The 21,749-nt window shown below is 66.6% G+C and carries 25 protein-coding genes, 1 tRNA gene and 2 pseudogenes; 12 read left to right on the top strand and 16 right to left on the bottom strand.

Annotated elements, in window-relative coordinates; genetic code table 11:
* Positions 1-377 precede the first annotated feature (377 nt).
* A pseudogene (locus AC5Y47_RS06935) lies at positions 378-546 on the top strand (tyrosine-type recombinase/integrase); the annotation flags it as partial.
* A 106-nt stretch (positions 547-652) separates the two neighbouring features.
* Here AC5Y47_RS06935 and AC5Y47_RS06930 read toward each other — a convergent pair.
* The 3 genes from AC5Y47_RS06930 to AC5Y47_RS06920 all read right to left on the bottom strand — a co-directional run bounded on the left by AC5Y47_RS06930 (position 653) and on the right by AC5Y47_RS06920 (position 1,748).
* Positions 653-742: transfer RNA gene (locus AC5Y47_RS06930), tRNA-Ser, on the bottom strand.
* 29 nt (positions 743-771) lie between these two features.
* Positions 772-1,230 carry a nucleoside deaminase gene (locus AC5Y47_RS06925; RefSeq protein WP_499943164.1) on the bottom strand — a complete coding sequence of 153 codons (459 nt, stop codon included), beginning with the start codon at positions 1,228-1,230 and terminating at the stop codon, positions 772-774.
* Positions 1,227-1,748 (bottom strand): tRNA adenosine deaminase-associated protein, encoded by a 522-nt coding sequence (locus AC5Y47_RS06920; protein WP_499943163.1) that lies wholly within the window; start codon positions 1,746-1,748, stop codon positions 1,227-1,229. The genes AC5Y47_RS06925 and AC5Y47_RS06920 overlap by 4 nt, the downstream gene beginning before the upstream one ends.
* Positions 1,749-1,841: 93 nt before the next feature.
* Here AC5Y47_RS06920 and AC5Y47_RS06915 point away from each other — a divergent pair, with 93 nt between their 5' ends.
* On the top strand, positions 1,842-2,801 hold the full coding sequence (locus tag AC5Y47_RS06915) for a prephenate dehydrogenase (protein WP_499943162.1): 960 nt from the start codon (positions 1,842-1,844) through the stop codon (positions 2,799-2,801).
* On the opposite strand, the gene AC5Y47_RS06910 is transcribed toward AC5Y47_RS06915, so the two are convergent.
* The 5 genes from AC5Y47_RS06910 to AC5Y47_RS06890 are packed head-to-tail and all read right to left on the bottom strand — an operon-like array spanning position 2,764 to position 6,786.
* Positions 2,764-3,363, bottom strand: coding sequence for a putative glycolipid-binding domain-containing protein (locus AC5Y47_RS06910; protein ID WP_499943161.1), 600 nt, complete (start codon positions 3,361-3,363; stop codon positions 2,764-2,766). The two genes, AC5Y47_RS06915 and AC5Y47_RS06910, sit on opposite strands and share 38 nt — an antisense overlap.
* Positions 3,364-3,367: 4 nt before the next feature.
* Positions 3,368-4,102, bottom strand: a complete 735-nt coding sequence (locus tag AC5Y47_RS06905) for an ABC transporter permease (RefSeq protein ID WP_499943160.1) — start codon at positions 4,100-4,102, stop codon at positions 3,368-3,370.
* Positions 4,099-4,767: an ABC transporter permease gene (locus tag AC5Y47_RS06900; protein WP_499943159.1), complete on the bottom strand. Its 669-nt coding sequence runs from the start codon at positions 4,765-4,767 to the stop codon at positions 4,099-4,101. The genes AC5Y47_RS06905 and AC5Y47_RS06900 overlap by 4 nt, the downstream gene beginning before the upstream one ends.
* Complete coding sequence (locus AC5Y47_RS06895; protein WP_499943158.1) at positions 4,767-5,858, bottom strand: ABC transporter ATP-binding protein; 1,092 nt, start codon at positions 5,856-5,858, stop codon at positions 4,767-4,769. Before AC5Y47_RS06895 ends, AC5Y47_RS06900 begins: the two co-directional genes overlap by 1 nt.
* 1 nt (position 5,859) lies before the next feature.
* Positions 5,860-6,786 carry an ABC transporter substrate-binding protein gene (locus AC5Y47_RS06890; protein ID WP_499943157.1) on the bottom strand — a complete coding sequence of 309 codons (927 nt, stop codon included), beginning with the start codon at positions 6,784-6,786 and terminating at the stop codon, positions 5,860-5,862.
* Between the two features lie 73 nt (positions 6,787-6,859).
* On the opposite strand from AC5Y47_RS06890, the gene AC5Y47_RS06885 reads away from it, so the two are divergent.
* Complete coding sequence (locus AC5Y47_RS06885) at positions 6,860-7,228, top strand: LapA family protein (RefSeq protein ID WP_499943156.1); 369 nt, start codon at positions 6,860-6,862, stop codon at positions 7,226-7,228.
* Here the strand turns inward: AC5Y47_RS06885 and AC5Y47_RS06880 are convergent.
* Together AC5Y47_RS06880 and AC5Y47_RS06875 are read right to left on the bottom strand one after the other, a co-directional pair.
* The gene (locus AC5Y47_RS06880; RefSeq protein ID WP_499943155.1) at positions 7,225-8,271 is read right to left on the bottom strand and encodes a phosphotransferase family protein; all 1,047 of its coding nucleotides are present in this window, start codon (positions 8,269-8,271) and stop codon (positions 7,225-7,227) included. The two genes, AC5Y47_RS06885 and AC5Y47_RS06880, sit on opposite strands and share 4 nt — an antisense overlap.
* 21 nt (positions 8,272-8,292) lie before the next feature.
* Positions 8,293-8,901, bottom strand: coding sequence for a histidine phosphatase family protein (locus AC5Y47_RS06875; RefSeq protein WP_499943154.1), 609 nt, complete (start codon positions 8,899-8,901; stop codon positions 8,293-8,295).
* Positions 8,902-8,967: 66 nt separating this feature from the next.
* On the opposite strand from AC5Y47_RS06875, the gene AC5Y47_RS06870 reads away from it, so the two are divergent.
* The 5 genes from AC5Y47_RS06870 to AC5Y47_RS06850 are packed head-to-tail and all read left to right on the top strand — an operon-like array spanning position 8,968 to position 13,656.
* Entirely contained in the window at positions 8,968-9,999 is a 1,032-nt protein-coding gene (locus tag AC5Y47_RS06870) for a phosphotransferase family protein (RefSeq protein ID WP_499943153.1), read from the top strand.
* A gap of 1 nt (position 10,000) precedes the next feature.
* Complete coding sequence (locus AC5Y47_RS06865) at positions 10,001-10,765, top strand: SDR family NAD(P)-dependent oxidoreductase (RefSeq protein WP_499943152.1); 765 nt, start codon at positions 10,001-10,003, stop codon at positions 10,763-10,765.
* Positions 10,766-10,781: 16 nt separating this feature from the next.
* Positions 10,782-12,089: an acyl-CoA dehydrogenase family protein gene (locus AC5Y47_RS06860; protein ID WP_499943151.1), complete on the top strand. Its 1,308-nt coding sequence runs from the start codon at positions 10,782-10,784 to the stop codon at positions 12,087-12,089.
* Complete coding sequence (locus AC5Y47_RS06855) at positions 12,086-12,688, top strand: TetR/AcrR family transcriptional regulator (RefSeq protein ID WP_499943150.1); 603 nt, start codon at positions 12,086-12,088, stop codon at positions 12,686-12,688. The genes AC5Y47_RS06860 and AC5Y47_RS06855 overlap by 4 nt, the downstream gene beginning before the upstream one ends.
* The gene (locus AC5Y47_RS06850; RefSeq protein ID WP_499943149.1) at positions 12,688-13,656 is read left to right on the top strand and encodes an NADPH:quinone oxidoreductase family protein; all 969 of its coding nucleotides are present in this window, start codon (positions 12,688-12,690) and stop codon (positions 13,654-13,656) included. The genes AC5Y47_RS06855 and AC5Y47_RS06850 overlap by 1 nt, the downstream gene beginning before the upstream one ends.
* 67 nt (positions 13,657-13,723) lie before the next feature.
* Here the strand turns inward: AC5Y47_RS06850 and AC5Y47_RS06845 are convergent, their stop codons facing one another.
* A complete protein-coding gene (locus AC5Y47_RS06845) occupies positions 13,724-15,598 on the bottom strand; it encodes an alkyl/aryl-sulfatase (RefSeq protein ID WP_499943148.1) in 1,875 nt (624 codons plus the stop codon).
* Between the two features lie 143 nt (positions 15,599-15,741).
* On the opposite strand from AC5Y47_RS06845, the gene AC5Y47_RS06840 reads away from it, so the two are divergent.
* Positions 15,742-16,215, top strand: coding sequence for a lipoprotein LpqH (locus tag AC5Y47_RS06840; RefSeq protein WP_499943147.1), 474 nt, complete (start codon positions 15,742-15,744; stop codon positions 16,213-16,215).
* 35 nt (positions 16,216-16,250) lie between these two features.
* Here AC5Y47_RS06840 and AC5Y47_RS06835 read toward each other — a convergent pair whose 3' ends face one another.
* From AC5Y47_RS06835 to AC5Y47_RS06815, 5 genes are all read right to left on the bottom strand, one after another.
* Positions 16,251-17,729, bottom strand: coding sequence for a sensor histidine kinase (locus tag AC5Y47_RS06835; RefSeq protein ID WP_499943146.1), 1,479 nt, complete (start codon positions 17,727-17,729; stop codon positions 16,251-16,253).
* The gene (locus AC5Y47_RS06830; protein ID WP_499943175.1) at positions 17,707-18,411 is read right to left on the bottom strand and encodes a response regulator transcription factor; all 705 of its coding nucleotides are present in this window, start codon (positions 18,409-18,411) and stop codon (positions 17,707-17,709) included. Before AC5Y47_RS06830 ends, AC5Y47_RS06835 begins: the two co-directional genes overlap by 23 nt.
* A gap of 171 nt (positions 18,412-18,582) precedes the next feature.
* A complete protein-coding gene (locus AC5Y47_RS06825; RefSeq protein ID WP_499943145.1) occupies positions 18,583-18,738 on the bottom strand; it encodes a hypothetical protein in 156 nt (51 codons plus the stop codon).
* A 10-nt stretch (positions 18,739-18,748) separates the two neighbouring features.
* Positions 18,749-19,012, bottom strand: a complete 264-nt coding sequence (locus tag AC5Y47_RS06820; RefSeq protein WP_499943144.1) for a hypothetical protein — start codon at positions 19,010-19,012, stop codon at positions 18,749-18,751.
* 80 nt (positions 19,013-19,092) lie between these two features.
* Positions 19,093-19,506 (bottom strand): MmcQ/YjbR family DNA-binding protein, encoded by a 414-nt coding sequence (locus AC5Y47_RS06815; RefSeq protein ID WP_499943143.1) that lies wholly within the window; start codon positions 19,504-19,506, stop codon positions 19,093-19,095.
* An 85-nt stretch (positions 19,507-19,591) separates the two neighbouring features.
* Here AC5Y47_RS06815 and AC5Y47_RS06810 point away from each other — a divergent pair, with 85 nt between their 5' ends.
* From AC5Y47_RS06810 to AC5Y47_RS06800, 3 genes and pseudogenes are all read left to right on the top strand, one after another.
* Positions 19,592-20,419, top strand: coding sequence for a hypothetical protein (locus tag AC5Y47_RS06810; protein ID WP_499943142.1), 828 nt, complete (start codon positions 19,592-19,594; stop codon positions 20,417-20,419).
* 153 nt (positions 20,420-20,572) lie between these two features.
* Positions 20,573-20,677: pseudogene (locus AC5Y47_RS06805) on the top strand (nuclear transport factor 2 family protein); the annotation flags it as partial.
* Positions 20,678-20,709: 32 nt separating this feature from the next.
* Positions 20,710-21,744 (top strand): phosphotransferase family protein, encoded by a 1,035-nt coding sequence (locus tag AC5Y47_RS06800; RefSeq protein WP_499943141.1) that lies wholly within the window; start codon positions 20,710-20,712, stop codon positions 21,742-21,744.
* The last annotated feature ends 5 nt before the right edge of the window (positions 21,745-21,749 follow it).

Genomic DNA, 21,749 nt, shown 5'->3' with positions numbered 1-21,749 from the left:
AATGAACGTGGCCAGCAGCTCGCGCAGCACGTCGGGATGAGTGGTGGTGAGTCGTTCGGCCAGCACGGTGGGCCAGTCGATATCGTGGGCAGTGGTCATCGCGGAGATTCCTTTGCTCGAGTGACTTTGGTCGGTCTCTCGAAGAATCACGCGATGACCTTCAATCATTCTGTTACGACACGCCGGACATCCTGATCAGGCCCGACTCGTACACCACCTTGGTGGACGCAACCCATTTGTCCTGCAGGTGTTGTCGGAGCAATGCAAGGACAAGCTTCCTGGCAGCCCCATATTTCCAGGGAAGGATGGGCGCTACCGGCCCCGCCCCAAGTCCTCGGGCGGATGGTTCAGCTTGCACACGTGCCAGCGTTCAGAACATCACCCCACACGACCTGCGGCACACGTGTGCGTCGCTCGCGGTATCTGCAGGCGTGAACGTTCTAGCTCTGCAGCGAAGCTTGGACACACCTCAGCAAAGGTCACTCTAAACACTTACGCGGACCTTTCGACGACGGCCTGGACGCTGTCGGCACAACACTAGATCGCCTTTACTCACGCCAAGACGTGGCCAGGGTGTGGCCACACGACCTTGTCGCTTACCATCGGCAAACCTCAACGTAGCAATCTAGCTGGGCGAATAGCGTCCCAGCTTTGGCGGTGGCGGAGGGATTTGAACCCTCGGACGGTTTTAGCCGTCACACGCTTTCGAGGCGTGCTCCTTAGGCCGCTCGGACACGCCACCGCCGAGCAGCTTACCGAACTAACCTCGTCTCACCCCAATCGCTGGCGGGCGAAGAACTCCTCGAGCGGCGCGGCACACTCCGCGGCGAGCACTCCCCCGCGCACCTCGGGACGGTGATTGAGCCGGCGATCGCGAACCACGTCCCACAGCGAACCCACCGCGCCGGTCTTCGGTTCCCACGCCCCGAACACCAGCCGGCCCACCCGGGCCAACACGAGCGCGCCGGCGCACATCGTGCACGGCTCGACGGTCACCGCCAGCGTCGCCCCCGAAAGCCGCCAGCCGTCGCCGAGCACCGCACACGCCGCGCGCAGGGCCAAGACTTCGGCGTGCGCGGTGGGATCGCCGAGTGCCTCGCGGGCATTGACGGCCTGCCCCAGCAAAGCCCCGTCAGCACCGACCACGACGGCGCCGACCGGAACATCGCGGGGCCCGGCCGTGCCCGCCACCGCCAGAGCGGCACGGATCAACGACTCGTCGGAATTCACCGACCCAAGCGGTCGATCACCGCCGACAGCTGCTCGGCAAAGCCCATCTCCCGCGCGATCCGCCCGAGTTGCTCGTCGGCGTACAGATCGGTCTCGTCGAGGATGACGCCCAGCACCGCCTCGGGCAGCCCGATGTCGGACAGCAAACCCAGGTCGCCCTCCTCGAACGGATCGGCGTCCTCGAGGTCCTCGGGGTCGATCTCGGCGTCCAGATTGTCCAGCACCTCGGCGGCGATGTCGTAGTCCAGCGCCGCGGTGGCATCCGAGAGCAGCAGCCGGGTGCCCGACGGCGCCGGCCGCACGATGACGAAGAACTCGTCGTCGACATCCAACAGCCCGAAGACGGCACCCGCGCTGCGCAACTCACGCAGCTCGGTCTCGGCTGCCGACAAACTGCTCAGCGACTTAGTACCCATCGCCGAACAGCGCCACCGTCCTTCTTCGCGCACGACCGCGACGCCGAAGCCGTCCGGAACGTCCGAGGACGGGCCTGCTGCTGAAGCCCGTTGTGCTCCCATGGCCGCCTACGCTAGTCCCTGACCTGGCCCGTGGCCAGACGAAGCCCGGTCCAGGCGCCCACCCACGCAACGGTCTGTGCCAACCTTGGACTTGTGACTAAGACACCGGTTTGTGTACTCGGCCTGGGTCTGATCGGGGGATCGATCGTGCGGGCCGCTGCCGGAGCCGGCCGCGAGGTTTTCGGTTACAACCGGTCGGTGGAGGGTGCCGCGGGTGCTCGCGCAGACGGGTTCGACGCCACCACCGACCTGCACGAGACCTTGACCCGTGCCGCGGCCAGCAACGCCTTGATCGTGCTGGCCGTGCCGATGCCGGCCCTGCCGATCATGCTCGCCCGCATCCGCGAATCGGCGCCCGACTGTCCGCTGACCGACGTCACCAGCGTCAAGACCGCCGTCCTGGAGGAGGTGGACAAAGCCGGGCTGCTGCGCAAGTTCGTGGGCGGTCACCCGATGACCGGCACCGCGCACTCGGGGTGGACGGCCGGGCACGGCGGGCTGTTCAACCGGGCACCCTGGGTGGTCAGCGTGGACGATCACGTCGACCCGGAGATCTGGTCGATGGTGACGACGTTGGCCCTGGACTGCGGCGCGGTCGTGGTGCCGGCCAAGTCCGACGAGCACGACGCCGCCGCGTCGGCCATCTCCCATCTGCCGCATCTGCTCGCCGAGGCGCTGGCCGTCACCGCCGCCGAAGTGCCGCTGGCCTTCGCGCTGGCAGCGGGTTCCTTCCGGGACGCCACCCGGGTCGCGGGCACCGCCCCGGACCTGGTGCGCGCGATGTGCGAGGCCAACACCAGCCAATTGGTGCCCGCCACCACTCGGATCATCGAATTGCTCAGCCGGGCCCGGGACTCGCTGGCGTCCAACGGATCGGTCGCCGACCTGGTCGACGAGGGGCACGCCGCCCGCACCCGCTACGAGAGCTTCCCGCGCTACGACATCGTCTCCGTCGTCGTCGGTGCGGAGAACTGGCGCCAGCAACTGGCTGCGGCCGGTCGGGCCGGCGGGGTGATCAGATCCGCTCTGCCAACCCTGGATAGTCCACGATGAACCCGTCGGCGTCGACCGTCACCGTGGTGTCGGCCACCGGCGACCGCAGCTTGATACCGTCCAGCCGGCCCTCACTGGTGTAGCTCACGGTCGCCGCGTCGACCGACATCTCCGGCACGTTGACGTAGACCATCGGCAGCGCGACCATGTCCGCCTTCTGATGGATGCCGAGGCGGCGGATCGGCAGCGCGTTGAAGAACGGGCTGAACACCAGGTCGACGTCGAAGGCACCGTTGTAACTCGCGCGCCGCTCGCCCTGGTGGTCGGTCACCAGCCACATGTTCTCCTCGTCGCGGGCGATGGCGAGCTGACGTTCCCGCTCGGCCAACGTGACGGTCAGCCCGAATCGCTTGGTGGCCCCGGACTCGTCGGTCTGCAGTTCGTAAAACGCGCCGAAGGCGGGGTTGGCGTCGCTGGCCGCGGCCACGATACGGCCGTTTGCCTTGATTCGCTTGCCGGAGAACTGAACTCGCACCGACTCCATGCGCGAGCAATCCTGGGCACGCCACGTCAGCATCGCCGGCGAGACACGCTGAGATGGGTCAGAGGGGGCTGCGTTCACACGTCTACCGTAGGACCTCTCGGGTGACCGCGACACGTTTGTCGGTAACTGCAAGGTCAATTCCGTGGCCAGGCCTGCTCAACCGCCCAGACCCGGGCGCCGAAGCCCACACCGCCGATGCCAGCAGTCCGTCCAGCAGCAGGGCCAACCCGGCCACCATCACCGCACCGACCAGCGCGATGTGGAACTGCCGTTCCTTGATCCCGTCGATGAGGTAGCGACCCAATCCGCCCAGGCTTGCGTAGGCGGCCACCGTCGCCGTGGCCACCACCTGCAACGTGGCACTGCGCAGCCCACCGAACATCAGCGGCAGCGCGTTGGGCACCTCCACCCGCAGCAGCACCTGCCGCTCGGTCATGCCCATCGCCCGCGCGGCGTCGACCACGAGCGGGTCCACGTTGGCAACACCGGCATAGGTGCCGGCCAGCAGCGACGGAACGCCCAGCAGCATCAGCGCCACGATCGGCGGGCCCAGACCCAGACCGAACATCAGCACCCCGAGCAGCAGTACGCCCAGGGTCGGCAGCGCTCGTAGCCCGTTGACCGCGCCCACCACCAGCACCTGACCGCGCCCGGTGTGCCCGATGACCAGCCCCAGCGGGATGGCGACGACCGCTGCCGCCGCCACCGCCAATGTGGTGTATTCCAGGTGTTCAAAGGTGCGGGCGGCCAGCCCGGTGGGTCCGGTCCAGTTGCTCGCCGTGGTCAGGAACGACAGCGCTTGTGCGACGAAGTTCATCGGGCGCCGCCCACGATCGGTGCCGGAATGCGCCGGCGGCGTTCCCACGGGGTCAGCACCCGCCCGACCACGCTGATCAGCGCGTCGATGGCCACCGCCAGCACGAACAAGGCGATGATTCCGGCCACGATCTGCTCGCTCTTGTTGGTCTGGAATCCCGTGGTGAACCAGGCGCCCAATCCACCGATGCCGATCACCGCGCCCACCGACACCATCGCGATGTTCGTCGCCACCACCACCCGCAGCCCGGCCACCAGGACCGGGATCGACAGCGGCAATTCGACTTTGAGCATCCGGGCGATCGGCGAATAACCGACCGCGATGGCCGCGTCCCGAACCGGCACCGGCACCGCGTCCAGCGCCTCCAATACCGCCCGCACCAGCAACGCGGTGGTGTAGGCGCTCAGCGCGACGACGACGTTGGCCTCGTCGAGGATCCGGGTGCCGATGATCATCGGCAGCACCACGAACAGCGCCAACGACGGGATGGTGAAGATGACGCTGGCGGTCGCGGTGGTCATCCGGCGCGGCAGCGGGGCGCGCTGCACCGCCAGGCCGAGCGGGATGGCGATCACCAGTCCGATCAGCACCGGGACCAGCGACAGCCGCAGATGGATCACGGTCAGCGCCCACGCGGTGTCCAGGTGTGTCAACAGGTAGCGCATCAGGGCCGCCTGCGGGATTCCACTTCGGCCAGCACATCGGCGGCCAGGACGCCGCCGACCGCCCGGTGCGCCTCGTCCACGGCGACACCCATCGACGACGGCGAGGACAGGGCCGCATCCAGCGCCTGGCTGAGGTTGCCGCCGAGGTGGAACACCGAACCGACCGCCGTCATGGTCTCCGAGAGCGGTCGCCCGTCGCGATGCCGACGCAGTCCGTCGCCGTCGATCCAACCTTGCGGAACCCCGTCGTCGACCACCAATGTCCAGCCGTCCCGAAGCTCGGCGTCGGGCAGGGCATGCAACGGAATTTGTGTGATGTCGTGCAGCGCCAGCCCGCCGGCGTCCAGAAGCTGCAACCAGCGGTAGCCGCGACCCAGGCCGATGAACCTGCCGACGAATTCGCTCGCCGGGCGTGACAGCAGCCGCGCGGGTTCGTCGTACTGCTGCAGCACTCCGCCCGGGCCGAACACCGCGACCCGGTCGGCGAGGCGCAGCGCCTCGTCGATGTCGTGGGTGACGAAGACGATGGTTTTGTGCAATTCGCTTTGCAGACGCAGCATTTCGTTCTGCAGCGTGTGCCGCACGACGGGGTCGACGGCGGAGAACGGCTCGTCCATCAACAGGATCGGTGGGTCGGCGGCCAGGGCGCGGGCCACCCCGACGCGCTGCTGTTCCCCGCCAGAGAGTTGCCCGGGGTAGCGGGTGGCGAGCTCAGGGTTCAGCCCGACGCGTTCGAGCACCTGGTAGGCGGCGGTGCGGGCGGCGCGCCGGGACTGGCCGTTGAGCACCGGCACGGTGGCGACGTTGTCGATCACCCGTTGGTGGGGCAGCAATCCCGCGTTCTGGATGACGTAGCCGATGCCGCGGCGCAGGCGCACCGCGTCGACGGTCGACACGTCGGCACCGTCGACGGTGATGGTGCCCGACGTCGGGTCGATCATCCGGTTGATCATGCGCAGCGCCGTGGTCTTGCCACAGCCGGACGAGCCGACGAACACCGTGAGCTTGCCGACGGGGATTTCGATGCTCAACCGGTCCACGGCCGTCGCGCCATCGCCGAACACCTTGCTGACGTTGTCGAAGGTGATCACGTCAGTGCCCGATCGGGTGATCGAAGCCGTTGTCCTGCAACCATTTCCGGGCGGCTTGGTCGGGATCGACGCCGCCGTTGCCGGATACCGCGGCGTTGAGTTCGGCCACGCCCTGCGTGGTCAGCTTCGCCGACACCGCGTCCAACACGTCTTTGAGTCGATCGGACTTCTTCTGCGAATTCACCAGCGGCACAATGTTGCCGGCCAGGAAGTTGTGCTCCGGATCCTCGAGCACCACCAGACGGTTCTGCAGCACGGCCGGGGAGGTGCTGAAGACGTTGGCCGCATCGACCCTTCCCTCCACCAGAGCCCGCACGGTCACCGGACCCCCGCCGTCGTCGACGGGCACGAAATTTCCCGGACTGATATCGAGCCCGTATTTCTGCTTGAGTCCGGGTAATCCGGCGGGGCGGGTGGCGAACGCCGACGGCGCTGCGAAGCGCACCTCGGCGGAGTGGGCGGCCAGGTCTTCGATGGTCTTGAGGTTCCAGTTCGCCGCTGTCGCAGCGGTGACGGTGACGGTGTCGGTGTCCGAGGCCGGTGACGGCGTCAGGATGGACAGATCGCCGGGCAACCGCCGGTAAAGCTGCAACTCGACAACGTCCAGCACCGTCGCCGTGGCATGGGGCTCGAAGTAGAGCAACAGATTGCCGATGTACTCCGGCACCAAGTCGACGGAATGATCCTTGAGCGCCGGGATGTAGGTCTCGCGGCTGCCGATCCCCAGCCGCCGCCCGACGTCGAAGCCGTTGGCTTGCAACGCTTGTGCGTAGATTTCAGCGACTATCATCGACTCGGGGAAATCGCCGGACCCCACCACGATCGACCGTGGGCCCCCGGCGCCGGACCCGAACGGATCGGGATTGCTGCATGCCGCGGCCAGGCAGACGGCTGCCACGGCGAGCGTCACGCGCCGCAGCAGTCTCACACGGCCGACACTATCTCCAGTTTTCCCGCGTGGTTTGGTTTCAATCGGTGCAGGAAGGGAGAAAGATATAACTATGAGCAGCAATCCCTCTGGCTCGCCGTCAACCGACAAGCCGTCGTCCGGCAAGACCCCGGCGCTGACCCCGGAAGAGCGGTCGCGTCCGCTCCCCAAGGACAGGGCGTCCACCTTCACCCGCGCCGGTGCGCTCTGGGGAGCGCTCACCGGTGGTTTCCTGGTCTTGATCCTGCTGTTGATCTTCATCACCCAGAACACCGAGTCGGCCTCGTTCGCGTTTCTCGGTTGGCGTTGGACCTTGCCGCTGGGGGTGGCCATGCTGGTCGCAGCCATCGGCGGCGGCCTGATCACCGTCGCGGTGGGCACCGCGCGCATGGTGCAGTTGCGCCGCGCGGCCAAGAAGAATCTGACGGCCGGGATCCGCTAGCTCAACCGCGCGATCTCCGCCAGCCCGCGGGAGATCAACGGCGCCACCACCTCGGGTGCGTCGTCGGAGGTGTCCTTGCCGTCGGCCTGCTCGGACATCCGCCGCCGGAAGTCGATACCCGCCGCGATGATGGCCAGCTTGAAGTACGCCAGCGCCATGTAGAACTCCCACTGACCGAGCGGCTGACCGGAGACCAGTGAGTAGCGGTCGGCCAGTTCGTCGGCCGACGGCAGCAGCGGCGACGTCCAGGCGGCCTGGGTGTCGATGATCAGGTCCAGCGCCGGGTCGCGGTAGACACACATCAGGGCGGCGTCGCTGATCGGATCGCCCAACGTGGAGAGCTCCCAGTCCACCACCGCGCGCACCGTCGTCGGGTCGTCGGCGTCCAGGATGGTGTTGTCGATGCGATAGTCGCCGTGCACGATCGAGGTGCGACTCTGCTGCGGAATGGCTTGTTGCAGAGCCGAATGCAAGCGCTTGACGTCGTCGTCGCGGCGGTCGTCGGACAGGCGCACCAGGTCCCACTGCGAGCCCCACCGGCGCACCTGACGCTCCAAGTAGCCGCTGGGTTTCCCGAAGTCGCCCAGTCCCACGGATTCCGGGTCGATGCTGTGCAGATCGACCAGCACCCGGATCAGCGCGTCGACGCAGCCGTCGATGGCGCGCCGGCCGAGCGACTCGAGTTGGCCCCGTCGGCGGACCACCTGACCGTCGATGAATTCGACGATCTGAAACGGACCGCCCAGCACCGAGTCGTCCTCACACAGGGCGATGGTGCGTGCCACCGGCACCGCGGTGTCCTGCAGCGCGGCCACCACTTTGTATTCGCGGCCCATGTCGTGCGCGGACGGCGTGAGTCCGTGCAGCGGCGGACGCCGGACCAGCCAGCTCGTCTCGTCGTCGTAGACCCGAAAGGTCAGATTGGAGCGGCCACCGGAGATGAACTCGCCGCGCAGTTCGCCCTCACGCGCGACGCCGAGTGGACGCAGATAACCGTCCAATGCGGCCAGGTCCAGGCCGTCGAGTCGGTCCACCGAAGTCACCGGACTTGTTTACCACGCACGCTAGAACCGTTGGTTTCGCGGCAGCAGGTCCCAGACGTGCTCGGTCGCGTTGACCGTCGCGACCGTCGCCTGGCCGGTCCGGGAGAACAGCAACCGCGTCACCGACGCGTAGTCGATCGGAAACGACAACAGCCGGGCCGTGCCCAGGATCTCGTGCAGCACGACGTTGATCACGCCGCCGTGACTGAAAGCGGCGATCGTCTCGTCGGGATCGGCCGCGCTCACCAGATCGTCGACCGCGGCGCGCACCCGCGCCCGAAACGCCTCCTCGTCCACCGCGCTGGGCAGATGCCCCTGCGACATCCGCGCCCATTCCTCGGGGAACTCGTTGCGGATCTGCTCGACCGGAATGTAGGAATGCAGGTCGCGGTCGTACTCGGCCAACCGGTCGTCGATCTCGACGGCCAGCCCGCGGGCCTCGGCGACGGGCTCGCCGGTTTGAACGGCGCGGCGTTGCGGGCTGCTGACCACCCGGGAGATCGGGAACCGGGCAAGCGCCTTGGGCAGTCGCGCGACCTGCGCAAATCCGGTCTCCGAGAGGTCGGGGTCGGAACCCTGGCCGTGTTCGCTGCGCAGCGGTAACGCATGCCGAACCAGGAGCAGTTGCATGGCTCAACCCTTACACGACAGCGGGTGGAGAATGCTATTCTCCGTCCAGAGATTGGAGTGTGCGGGATGGTGGCTGTGAGCGGAACCGGGCTGGATACCGCGCTGCTGGGCCGATGGCTGGACACCGCTGGGGCCCCCGGCAACGGCGCCGAGCCGGTGCTCGAGCAACTCGGCGGCGGCTCGCAGAACACGCTGTACCTGGTGCAGCGCGGAGCGGAGCGCATGGTGCTGCGGATGCCCGGCCCGCGCGCCGACGCGTCCCGCATCGACGGGCTGCTGCGCGAAATCCGGTTGGTGCGCGCGTTGTCCGGCACCGACGTGCCACACGCGGAGCTGATCGCCGCCGACGAGACCGGAGCGGTGCTGGGCATGCCGTTCTACGTGATGAGCGCGATCGAGGGCTGGAGCCCGATGGACGGCGGATGGCGGCCCCCGTTCGACACCGACCTGACGGCGCGGCGCGAACTGGCGTTCCAGCTCGTCGAGGGCGCCGCGCGGCTGGGCCGGGTGGACTGGCGCGCGCAGGGTCTGGACGGTTTCGGCCGCCCGGACGGCTTTCACGAGCGCCAGGTGGACCGGTGGCTGACGTTTCTCGACGCGTACAAGGTGCGAGAGCTGCCGGGGCTGGACGAGGCCTCGGACTGGTTGCGCCGCAATCGGCCGGCGCATTACACGCCGGGCATCATGCACGGCGACTACCAGTTCGCCAACGTGATGTTCGCGCACGGGGCGCCGGCCCGGCTGGCTGCGATCGTGGACTGGGAGATGACAACGGTCGGTGACCCCTTGCTGGACCTGGCGTGGGCGCTGCTGGGTTACGACGGGGACGAACCGCGGGTCGACGGATTCTATCTGGACATGCGGGGGATGCCGTCGCGCAGTGAACTGCTGGAGCATTACGAGACGATCAGCGGACTGTCCACCGAGAACATCGACTACTACCTGGTGCTGGCCAACTGGAAACTGGGCATCGTGCTGGAGAAGACCTACGCAACTGGCGTGCGGACCGGAAAAGTGGACCCGAAGATCCAGGACGCGTTCGGGGCGATGATCCCCCAGCTGATCGCCACTGCCGCCGAGCTGTCCCGGGGGCGATGAAATGGGTTACGCACAACAACTTTTCGATCTCACCGACCGGGTGGTGCTGATCACCGGCGGCAGCCGCGGCCTGGGCCGGGAGATGGCGTTCGGCGCGGCCCGTTGCGGCGCCGATGTGGTGATCGCCAGCCGCAACATGGACACCTGCGTGGCCGTCGCCAAGGACATCGAGTCCGAAACCGGCCGCACCGCTTTGCCCTATCAGGTGCACGTGGGCCGCTGGGATCAGCTCGACGGGTTGGTCGAGGCGACGTACGACGCGTTCGGCAAGGTCGACACGCTGATCAACAACGCGGGCATGTCGCCGCTGTACGACAAGCTGACCGACGTCACCGAGAAGTTGTTCGACTCGGTGCTCAACCTCAATCTCAAAGGGCCGTTCCGGCTTTCGGCTCTGGTCGGCGAGCGGATGGTGGCCGCGGGGAGTGGTTCGATCATCAACGTCAGCACCGCCGGCTCGCTGCGACCCACCCCCGACATCGTTCCCTACGCCTGCGCCAAGGCCGGGCTCAACGCGATGACCGAGGCGCTGGCCAAAGCGTTCGGGCCGACCGTGCGGGTCAACACGCTGATGGCCGGGCCGTTCCTGACCGACGTCAGCAAGGCCTGGAACCTCGACCAGGCCACCCGCAACCCGTTCGAGCATCTCTCACTCAAGCGCGCTGGCGATCCTGCCGAAATCGTCGGTGCCGCTTTGTTTCTGGCCTCGGACGCATCCAGTTTCACCACCGGCTCGATCGTGCGGGCCGATGGCGGTATCCCCTAACCCGAGGAGCATTCGTATGGCATGGGACTTTTCCACCGAGCCCGAGTTCGAACAGAAACTGCAGTGGGTCCGTGATTTCGTCCGCAACGAGGTCGAACCACTCGAAGTGCTGTTCCCCGGCTGCGAATTCCTGCCCCTGAACGACGAGCGTCGCCGCATCGTCGACCCGCTCAAACAACAGGTGCGCGACCAGGGTTTGTGGGCGCCGCATCTGGGTCCCGAGCTTGGCGGGCAGGGTTTCGGTGCGGTCAAACTCACGCTGATCAACGAGATCCTGGGCCGCAGCCCGTGGGCGCCGATCATCTTCGGCACCCAGGCTCCCGACACCGGCAACGCCGAGATCATCGCCCGCTTCGGCACCCAGGAGCAGAAGGACCGCTACCTGCAGGGCCTGCTCTCCGGGGAGATCTTCTCCTGCTTCTCCATGACCGAGCCGCAGGGCGGTGCCGACCCGCGGGTGTTCACCACCCGAGCGGTCCGCGACGGTGACGAGTGGGTGATCACTGGCCGGAAGTTCTTCTCCTCCAACGCATCCGTCGCCTCGTTCTTCATCGTGGTGGCGATCTCCGACCCCGACGTGCCCGTCCACTTCGGCGCGTCGACCTTCCTGATCCCGGCGGGCACACCGGGGCTGACCATCGAGGCCAACCACCACCTCGTCGGCTCGGACCCGCACGAACCGGGGCACTCCCTGGTCCGCTACGACGACGTGCGGGTCGGCGCCGACGCGCTGCTCGGTGAGGCGGGACAGGGCTTTTTGATCCTGCAAACCCGGCTGGCCGGCGGCCGGTTGCACCACGCGATGCGCTCGCTCGGGGTGGCCCACCGTGCCGTCGAGATGATGTCGCGCCGGGCGAAAAGCCGCTTCACGCAAGGCAGTTCGCTGGCCGACAAGCAGCTGGTGCAGGAGTTCATCGCCGACTCCTACACCGAGCTGACGCCGTTCCGGCTGACTGTGCTGCACGCGGCGTGGCTGATCGACAACGGCGACGAGCGCGCCGCCCGGGCCGAGATCGCCACCTGCAAGATCCTGGCCTCCCAGGTGCTCAAATCGATCGGGATGCGCGCGATCCAGGTCCACGGCGCGCTCGGGCTCAGCGACCAGTTGCCGCTGGTGAACGTGTTGCTCGGCGGCATCGCACTGGGGTTGGCCGACGGTCCGACCGAGGCGCACAAGGTGAACCTGGCCCGGATGCTGCTCAAGGGTTACGACGCCGAGGAAGGCGAGTGGCCCAGCGAGATGCTCGACGTACGCCGCGAGGCGGCGATGAAGAAGTACGCCGGTTTGGTCGATCGCGTTCCCGCCCTGCCTGATTCGCCATGACCAACCGGGTTGCGGCGGCAGTCGAGCGCGCGCTCGACGACCGGCAGCGCGGCGCCACCGAGGAGGTGGAGCGCATCCTGGCCGCAGCGGTGCGGGTGATGGAACGGGTGGCCCCCGAGCCGCCGCGGGTCACCGACATCGTCGCCGAGGCCGGTTCGTCGAATAAGGCGTTCTACCGGTACTTCGCCGGCAAGGACGACTTGATCCTGGCCGTGCTGGAGCGCGGTGTCGGAATCGTCGTGTCCTACCTGGAGCACCAGATGGCCAAGGAGTCCGATCCGCAGGACAGGGTGGCCCGCTGGATCGAGGGCACCTTGGCGCAGGTCGCTGATCCGCACCTGATCAGCATGAGCCGCGCGGCCGCCGGGCAGATGTCGAATTGGCTTGTCACGGACCGGGAGATGATGCGGCCGTTGCGGGATCTGCTCGTCGAGCCGGTCGCCGCACTGGGCAGCTCCGACGTCGATCGGGATGTCGAGGCCGTCTACGGTGGCACGGTGGCGATGATGCGGCGGTACGTGGGATCGTCCGATGGGCCGGGCCCGCTGGACATCGAGCATCTGGTGCGGTTCTGCTTGCGCGGGCTGGGAGTGGGTTGATGCGGGCGATTGTCTGCACTGCCTACGGTCCTCCGGAGGATCTGGTACTCGTCGATGTCGACGACCCGGTGCCGGCGCCGGGTCAGGTGCTGGTGCGGGTACACGCTGCGGCGGTGAATTTTCCGGACGTGTTGTTCGTGGCGGGTAAGTACCAGGTGAAGATCCCGCCGCCGTTCACACCGGGCAACGAGATCGCCGGCGAAGTCGTGGCCGTCGGTGACGGCGCCGCTTTCCAGGTGGGCCAGCGCGTATTCGGCACCACCTTCGGGGCCTTCGCCGAGCTGGCACTGCTGGATGCCGCCACCGGGGAGCCGATTCCCGACGGTGTCGACTTCGCTGCTGCCGCAGCGTTCGGCGTGACGTATCGGACCGCCTACCACGCGCTGCGGTCGGTAGCCCAAGTGGCAGAGGGTGATTGGGTTGTGGTGCTCGGGGCGGCCGGTGGCGTGGGACTGGCCGCCGTCGACTTGGCGGTGAGCATGGGCGCGCGGGTGCTGGCCGCGGCGTCCAGCCCGGAAAAGCTCGACCTGTGCCGGCAACGTGGCGCCGAAGCCGCCGTCGACTACGACAACGAGGACTTCAAGCTACGCATCCGCGAACTCACCGGTGACAGCGCGCGCGTGGTGCTCGACCCGGTGGGCGGGTCCTACGCGGAGCCGGCGCTGCGCGGTCTGGCCCGCGGCGGGATCTTCGTCACCCTGGGCTACGCCGCCGGTTCCATTCCGGCCATTCCGCTGAATCTGGTTATGCTGAAGGACATCACGATCCGCGGCATGGAAATTCGCACCTTCATGAGCGACTACCCGAAGCAGTGCACGCGGGACATCGCCGAGCTGTCGAAGTTGTTCGCGGACGGCAGGATACGGCCTCATATTGGCGCCCGCTTCCCGTTGGCCCAAACCGCCGCCGCGCTGCGCTATGTCGCCGACCGCAAAGTGCTCGGCAAGGTGATCATCGACGTCCCGTAACCCCGGCGAGCAGACGCAAAAGCCCCTCAATTCGGCACGAATTGGGGGCTTTTGCGTCTGCTCGCGCTCAAGGGGTGACGATGTTGAAGTTCGGGTCCGGATCGTCGAGCGCCCCGATCAACGACTGCAGCGCCGCCTGATCGCCGGATAACTCCAACCCGGGTGAGGTGAAGTCGCCGATCGCCACCAGCAGCAGCCGAGACTTGTTGGCCAGCTTGACAGTAACGGTCGCGGTGTCGGGATCTGCCGGTGTGCGGCGATGCACGAGCACGCCGTTGCGCAGGCTCAACCGGTAGTTGACATCCGCGTCGGTGAAGGTGACGTCGACGGAGAGGTCGAGATCCCAGCTGCGGGGGCCGTTCACCCGAATGGCCAGGCTGTCGAACACCTGATCCGGGGTCAACTGCGACAGCAGAGACGGCGAGGTGATCTGCGTCGCCGTGCCGAAATTGCCCACCCGCAGTTCGGTGGCGCCACTGACGAAGAAGTTTCGCCACGTCGCGTTCTCCGCGCCGTAGCCCAACTGTTCCAACGTATCGGCATAGAGCTCACGCGCCGCCGCGTGGTGCTCGTCGGTGAACATGGCGTGATCGAGTAGCGTTGCGGCCCAGCGGAAGTCGCCGGAATCGAATGCGGCCCGGGCAAGTTCGACGACTCGGTCAATGCCGCCGATGGCCTCGACGTAGCGCGGACCGAGGGCTTCGGGCGGGTGCGGCCACAACCGGCCCGGGTTGCCGTCGAACCAGCCCATGTAGCGCTGGTAGACCGCTTTCACGTTGTGGCTGACCGACCCGTAGTACCCGCGGGCATGCCACGCCTGGTCCAATGCCGGTGGCAGTTGGAACATTTCGGCGATCTCCGCCCCGGTATAGCCCTGATTCAGCAGCCGCAGCGTCTGGTCGTGCAGATACGCGTAGAGGTCTCGCTGCAGCGACAGGAATTCGACGATCCGGTCGTGGCCCCAGGTCGGCCAGTGGTGGGAGGCGAACACTACGTCGGCGCGATCGGCGAAACTGTCGATCGCTTCGGTGAGATAACCCGACCAGGCACGCGGATCGCGGACCAGTGCACCGCGCAGCGTCAGCAGGTTGTGCAGGTTGTGGGTGGCGTTCTCGGCCATGCACAGCGCGCGGAATCGCGGGAAATAGAAATGCATTTCGGCGGGCGCCTCGGTGCCGGGCGCCATCTGAAACTCGATCTCCACCCCGTCGATGGTGTGCGTCTCCCCTGTCGTCCGGATGTCGACGGTGGGCACGATCAACGCGACTTCACCTACCGATCCAGCCTGGCCCAGCCCACAACCGACCTGCCCCTGCGGCCCACGATCCAGCAACGAGCCGTACATATAGGACGCGCGGCGCGTCATCGCCGGCCCGGCATAGACGTTCTCCTGGACGGCGTGCGCGGTAAACCCTTCCGGCGCCAGCACCGCCACCTTTCCGGCATCCACGTCAGCCTGCGAGGTGACTCCGAGCACGCCACCGAAATGGTCACCGTGGCTATGGGTGTAGATCACCGCGACGACGGGACGCTCACCGCCGCGATGGGTCCGGTACAACTCCATCGCGGCCGCGGCTGTCTCGGTGGAGATCAGCGGGTCGATCACGATCACTCCGGTGTCGCCCTCGATGAAGCTGATGTTGGAGAGGTCCAGTCCGCGGACCTGGTAGATGCCCGGCACCACTTCGTACAGACCCTGTTTGGCCGCCAGCGTCGATTGCCGCCACAGGCTGGGGTGCACCGACGTGGGCGCCGGACCGTCCAGGAAGGCGTAGGCGTCGTTGTCCCACACCACCCGGCCGTCGGCTGCCTTGATCACGCACGGGGACAGCGCGGCTATGAAACCACGGTCGGCGTCGTCGAAATCCCTTGTGTCGTGCAGCGGTAGCGAGTGCTTGCCGTGCGCCGACTCGATGACTGCGGTAGGGGGCTTGTGGTCCATCGGTCCTACCTTTCCACCCTCGCGGGACGCCAGAAAGAGGAAAATCTTTTTCGTTCTGCCTAGCAATTCAGTCCACTTTCCGCGCATACTGCCGTGGCGGACCGCACTGAAGACGGGCCGTTTCATTGGGCAAAGGAGCACAGGTGAAGCGTGGACTGACGGTCGCGGTGGCCGGAGCGGCCATTCTGGTCGCGGGTGTTTCGGGTTGTTCGAGTGACAAGCCAAAGTCGAGCAGCAGCAGTTCTTCGTCGGCAGCCAGCGGAGGCGGCGGCGCTTCCGGCACCAAGGTCCTCATCGACGGCCAGGACCAGAACGTGACCGGGACGACGGTATGCACCAATGCGGGCGGCACCGTCAACATCGCGATCGGCGGCTCGGCCACCGGTATCGGCGCGGTGCTCTCCGACGCCAACCCTCCCGAGGTGAAGTCGGTCGCGCTCGGCAACGTCAACGGGGTTTCCCTCGGCTACGCCCCCGGGACACCTGACGCCAAGGCAGAGGCGACCAAGAACGGCAACTCCTACAAGATCAGCGGCACCGCCACCGGCGTGGACATGGCCAACCCCATGCAGCCGGTCAAGAAGTCGTTCGAGATCAACGTCACCTGCTCGGGCTGACGATCTGAGGCGAGGGCGCGGGCGGTTGCCGGCCGCTAAGAGACATTGCCGGGCAACCGCACCGCGAACTCGGTATGACCGGGCGAGCTGTTCACCGTGATCGTGCCGTTGTGGGCTCGGACGACGGCGGAGACGATCGCCAGGCCCAGCCCGGTGCTGCCGGCTTTACGTGAGCGCGAGCTGTCGCCGCGCACGAATCGCTCGAACACCTCCGTCTGCTGTGCCGCCGGGATCCCGGGGCCGTCGTCGATGACCTGTAGCAGGACGTGATTCGGCTCTGTGCTCAACCGGGTGGTGACAACGGTGCCGGCGCTGGTGTGGACGCGGGCGTTGGCAAGCAGATTGGCCAGCACCTGGTGCAACCGCGCGTCGTCACCCACCACCAGCACCGGTTCGGGGGGCAGGTCGAGTTCCCACTGGTGATCCGGTCCGGCGACGTGCGCATCACTGACAGCGTCGACCGCCAGACGCGACAGATCCACCGGTTCGCGCTCCAGCGGCCGGCCCGAGTCGAGCCGGGCCAACAACAGCAGGTCCTCGACCAGGCGGGTGATCCGCTCGGTCTCGGAGGCGACCCGGCTCATGGCGTGCTCCACGGCTGCGTGGTCGTCACCCATGCGCTGGGCGAGTTCGGTGTAGCCGCGGATCGCGGCCAGCGGGGTGCGCAGTTCGTGGCTGGCGTCGGCGACGAATTGGCGCACCCGGGTCTCGCTGGCCTGCCGCGTCGACAACGCTGCGGCGATGTGGTCGAGCATCCGGTTGAGCGCCGAACCGAGCTGGCCCACTTCGGTTTCGGGGTTGGCATCGGATTCGGGCACCCGCACCGGAAGTTCGACTTCACCGCGGTCCAGCGGCAGATCGACGACTTCGGTCGCGGTTTGTGCCACCCGCCGCAGCGGCGCCAATGCCCGCCGGATGATCACCGCGCCGGCGGTGGTCGCGGCCACCAGCGCCACGACGGTGACAATGCCGAAGATGACCAGCATCCGAAGTTCGGTGGCGTCGATATTGGACATGGACAGGCCGGTGACGATCACGTCGGCCCGATTGCGGCTCGGGGCCGCCACCACCCGGTAACGACCCAGGCCGTCGAGATTCAACGTCACCGGCGTACGGCTACCGGCGATCTGCTCCAGCTGCGCCTTGGCCGTCGGAGTCAGGGCGTCCCGGGCACCACTGCCGGTCAGATATCCCGCGTCCACCGTTTCGCCGTCGCTGACAACGGCGGCGACCATGCCCGCCGGTTGTCCCGGGGCATCGAGGAACCTAGGACCAGGACCGGTCTTGACATAGCGGGGTTCGTGGCGGCGCGACTCGGGGTACATCAGCGACGAGCGGTACGAGGTGCCGCTGAGTTGGCTGTCGAGTTGCGCCAGCAGATGATGTCGCAGCGCGAGTTCGGTGGCCACCGTGATCCCGACACAGACGATGGCCAGCACGGCGACCTGACCCACCAGCAGCCGCAGTCGCAGCGACCACTCGCGCGGCGGCCTAGCGCGCCGGCTTGAGGACATACCCCGCGCCGCGCAGCGTGTGGATCATCGGTTCGCGACCACTGTCGATCTTCTTGCGCAGGTAGGAGATGTAGAGCTCGACGATGTTGGACCGGCCGCCGAAGTCGTAACTCCATACCCGGTCCAGGATCTGCGCCTTGCTCAGCACCCGCTTGGCGTTTCGCATCATGAACCGCAGCAGCTCGAACTCGGTGGAGGTCAACGTAATCGGTTCGCCGGCGCGCGAGACTTCGTGGCTGTCTTCGTCGAGCACGAGATCCCCGACGACGAGTTGCGCGCCGCTGTCGACGGTGGTTACCCCGGTGCGTCGCAAGAGGGCACGCAACCGCAGCACCACCTCTTCGATGCTGAACGGTTTGGTGACGTAATCGTCTCCGCCGGCGGTCAATCCGGCGATGCGGTCCTCCACCGCGTCCTTGGCCGTGAGCAACAGCACCGGAAGGCGCGGATTGTCTTGCCGCAACTTCCGCAGGACGTCCAGGCCGCTCATGTCCGGCAGCATCACGTCGAGGACCACGACGTCGGGTCGTTCGGCGCGAGCGGTTGCGATGGCCGACGAACCATCGCCGGCGGTTGCGATATTCCAGCCCTCGTACCGCAGGGCCATCGAGACCATCTCGGCGAGCACGGGTTCGTCGTCGACCACGAGCACGGTGACCGGTTGACCGTCGGTGCGGCACATGACGACCCGCTCGACGGAGGTTCTGGGAGACGCCACGCGTTCCAGTATCCGCTCAGGCCGATAGGGCGAAGCTATGGCGTCACTGTGTGTCAGCTGTGAAACGACGCGGCGAAACTAGAAAGGTCGCGCGACCGCTGCTGCGATCACGCGACCGTTCTATCGACGAAGAAGTCAGTACCAGTTACGCCGTCCGGCCACCGGACGACCGACCGAGCCCAAGGCCCACATCACCGCGCCGATGACCAGCAAGACGACTCCGAGGACCGTCAGCACTTTCACGCTGAAGACAAATCCTAAGATGAGCAAGATTGCGCCGACGAGAATCATGACATTTCCTTTACAGAGCAGGGATGTGATCGATTGATTGCATCGCACTGGGTTCCGGCAAACGTGGCGTATGGCAATTCGTCACTTTTGGATTTACGCCCATGTAATTCAGCGGGCCTGCAATCACCGTTACCGCAACGGTTCCCGCTGAAGCACAACTGGTGGCCTCGCCTTTGAAGTATCCGCGCTGCCAGGTCGCGAGGACTCCGATGAGCAGCCACACCAGCACAATTGCACCGAGTATTCCGCGACCGCGCACCATAGTTACCTCCATTGATCCCGAAACCAATTTGACGTGTGATGAGCGTTGCCCGTCGGACCTGTGTCTAAACATGAATGGGGTCCGGCGGCGCACTAACCGAGTCGATCGGCGAGCCAGATCTGGGCGCGTCTTTTCGATGCGCGCGACAACCACGCGTCGGCCACCAACTCGCGCAATTCGGCGACGCCGATTTCACTCAACCGACTGCCCCGAACCAACACCGACGGATGCCCGTCGAAGCGGGGAGTGGTGAAAAACGGCGACCCGGGATCCTGTACCAGCGCGAGCTTGTCGCTCTCAGAGTCCACCCACAGCATGATCACGTCGGCATAGCGTGCGCCGGTCTGCGGATCGGCGCAGTCGGGCTGAGGGGTGCGGAAGAACACGAACGACTTGCCGCCCACCTGGTAAATGGAGTTGCCCTTCGGGCCCTCGATGCGCTTGACATGAGGCATCGACGCGGCCAATTCGTGTACGTCAGCAACCCGCGCCGGTCGATCGGCCATAGCGACCAGGATAGTCGCCGGCACCCGTGATCGGGATCGGTAGCATGATGCGACAACCCTTGCAGCCAAGGAGGTTAGCGGCGCCGTGCCCGACACGCTGTTCGCGGACGTCTCGGAATATCAAGTGCCGGTGGATGACTCGTATCCGTATCAGGTGCTGTCGATTCGCGTCTGCGACGGCACCTATCGGGACCACAACTTCGCGCGCAACTACGCGTGGATGCGCACCGCATTGGACAGCGGCCTAATGACTTTCGGCATCGTCTACACCTACGTCCGGCCGAACTGGCTGGCCAACGCCAACACCGTATGCTCGATGATCGACGCCCAAGGCGGGTTGCATCCGCGGGTGTCGTTGATGCTCGACGTCGAGTCAGGCGGCAATCCGCCGGGCGACGGGTCGGGCTGGATCAACCAGTTGTACTGGAATCTGGCCGAATACGCGGGATCGGCGGCGCGAATTATTGGATACGCCAACGCCTACGACTTCTTCAACATGTGGCCGGTGCGACCGCCGGGTCTGCGGGTGGTGGCAGCCGGTTACGGGTCCAATCCGAATCTGCCCGGTCAGGTCGCCCACCAATACACCGACGGCCAGGGGTACAGCCCGAATCTGCCCCAAGGTGCGCCACCATTCGGCAGGTGCGACATGAACTCCGCGAATGGACTGACACCGCAACAATTTGCCGCCGCATGCGGCATCGCGACGAACGGAGGACCGTTGATGGCGCTCAGTGACGAGGAACAACGCGAACTGTTGACCAAGGTGCGCGAGATCTGGGATCAGCTACGCGGACCCGAGGGTGCCGGCTGGCCGCAGCTCGGGAAGAACGATGCGGGCCAGGACCTCACGCCGGTGGATGCGATCGCTGAGATCAAGAAAACAGTGGAAAAACTCCCGTCCTCGACATAGCGCGCACGAAACCCATTCGGACACAACATCTTAAGGCCGCGTTGATCATCGGCAGGCGGCCGGCGGCGCCTAAAGCCGGATCGGCGCGTGCGGAGGTTCGGCAAGGGTCCCCTACGCTTTTGGCAGACGGTCGACAAGTTGCAAAGGAGCAGCATGGCTCGTACGCCGCAGGAAGTGTTCGCCGATCATGGCCAGGCGCGCGGCAAGCAGGAGATCCGCGCGGTGTTCGTCGAGGGTCTCGACGATCTGCCCGACGCCGACGGTCCGGCCCGACACACCCCGCGCACCAAATGACCGCCGTCGATTTGGATGCGGTAGCCCGGTGGATGTCCGAGCAGGGCCTGGGCGAAGGGCCGTTGCAAGACGTCGCCCCCATCACCGGCGGGACGCAGAACGTGATGTTGCGCTTCGCCAGGTCGGGCCGGTCCTATGTGCTGCGTCGGGGTCCTCAGCACCTGCGCGCCCGCACCAACAGCGTGATACTGCGGGAAACCAAGGTGCTCGCCGGGCTGGCGGGCACCGACGTGCCACATCCGCGCTTGATCGCCACGTGCGCCGACACCGCCGTGCTCGGCGACGCGGTCTTCTACCTGATGGAACCCATCGACGGTTTCAACGCCGGCGAGGGTTTGCCGCCGCTGCATGCCGGTGACGCCGCGGTGCGGTTCGGCATGGGTCTGTCGATGGCCGACGCGCTGGCCAAGCTCGGCGCGGTCGACCACGTCGCCGCCGGGCTCGCCGACTTCGGTAAGCCGGAGGGATTCCTGGAACGTCAAGTGCCGCGGTGGCTTTCGGAGCTGGAGTCCTACCAGGAGTACGAGGGCTACCCCGGCCCGGACATCCCGGGCATCGACGAGATCGCGGGCTGGCTGGAGAGCAACCGACCGACGAGCTGGAAACCCGGCATCATGCACGGCGACTACCACGCGGCCAACGTGATGTTCTCCCGCACCGGCCCGGAGGTGGTGGCTATCTGCGACTGGGAGATGTCCACCATCGGCGACCCGCTGCTGGATCTCGGTTGGCTGCTGGCGACCTGGCGGCAGGACGACGGGTCAGCGGTCTTCAGCCACGCCCTGGGCGGGACCGACGGATTGGCCAGCACCGACGACCTCGTGCAGCGCTACGCCGCGAACACCACCCGGGACCTGTCGAACATCACCTGGTACACCGTGCTGGCCTGCTTCAAGCTCGGCATCGTGATCGAAGGCACGCTGGCGCGCGCGTGTGCCGGCAAGGCCGAGAAGGCGGTCGGCGACATGCTGCACGCCGCCACGGTGCACCTGTTCGAGCGTGCCCTCGGCATGATCGAGACCCGGGCCTGACAGGA

The sequence above is a fragment of the Mycobacterium sp. NGS22 genome, from assembly GCF_059813095.1.
Note: the sequence above shows the minus strand (reverse complement) of the source record. Positions and strands in the feature narration are given on the sequence as shown.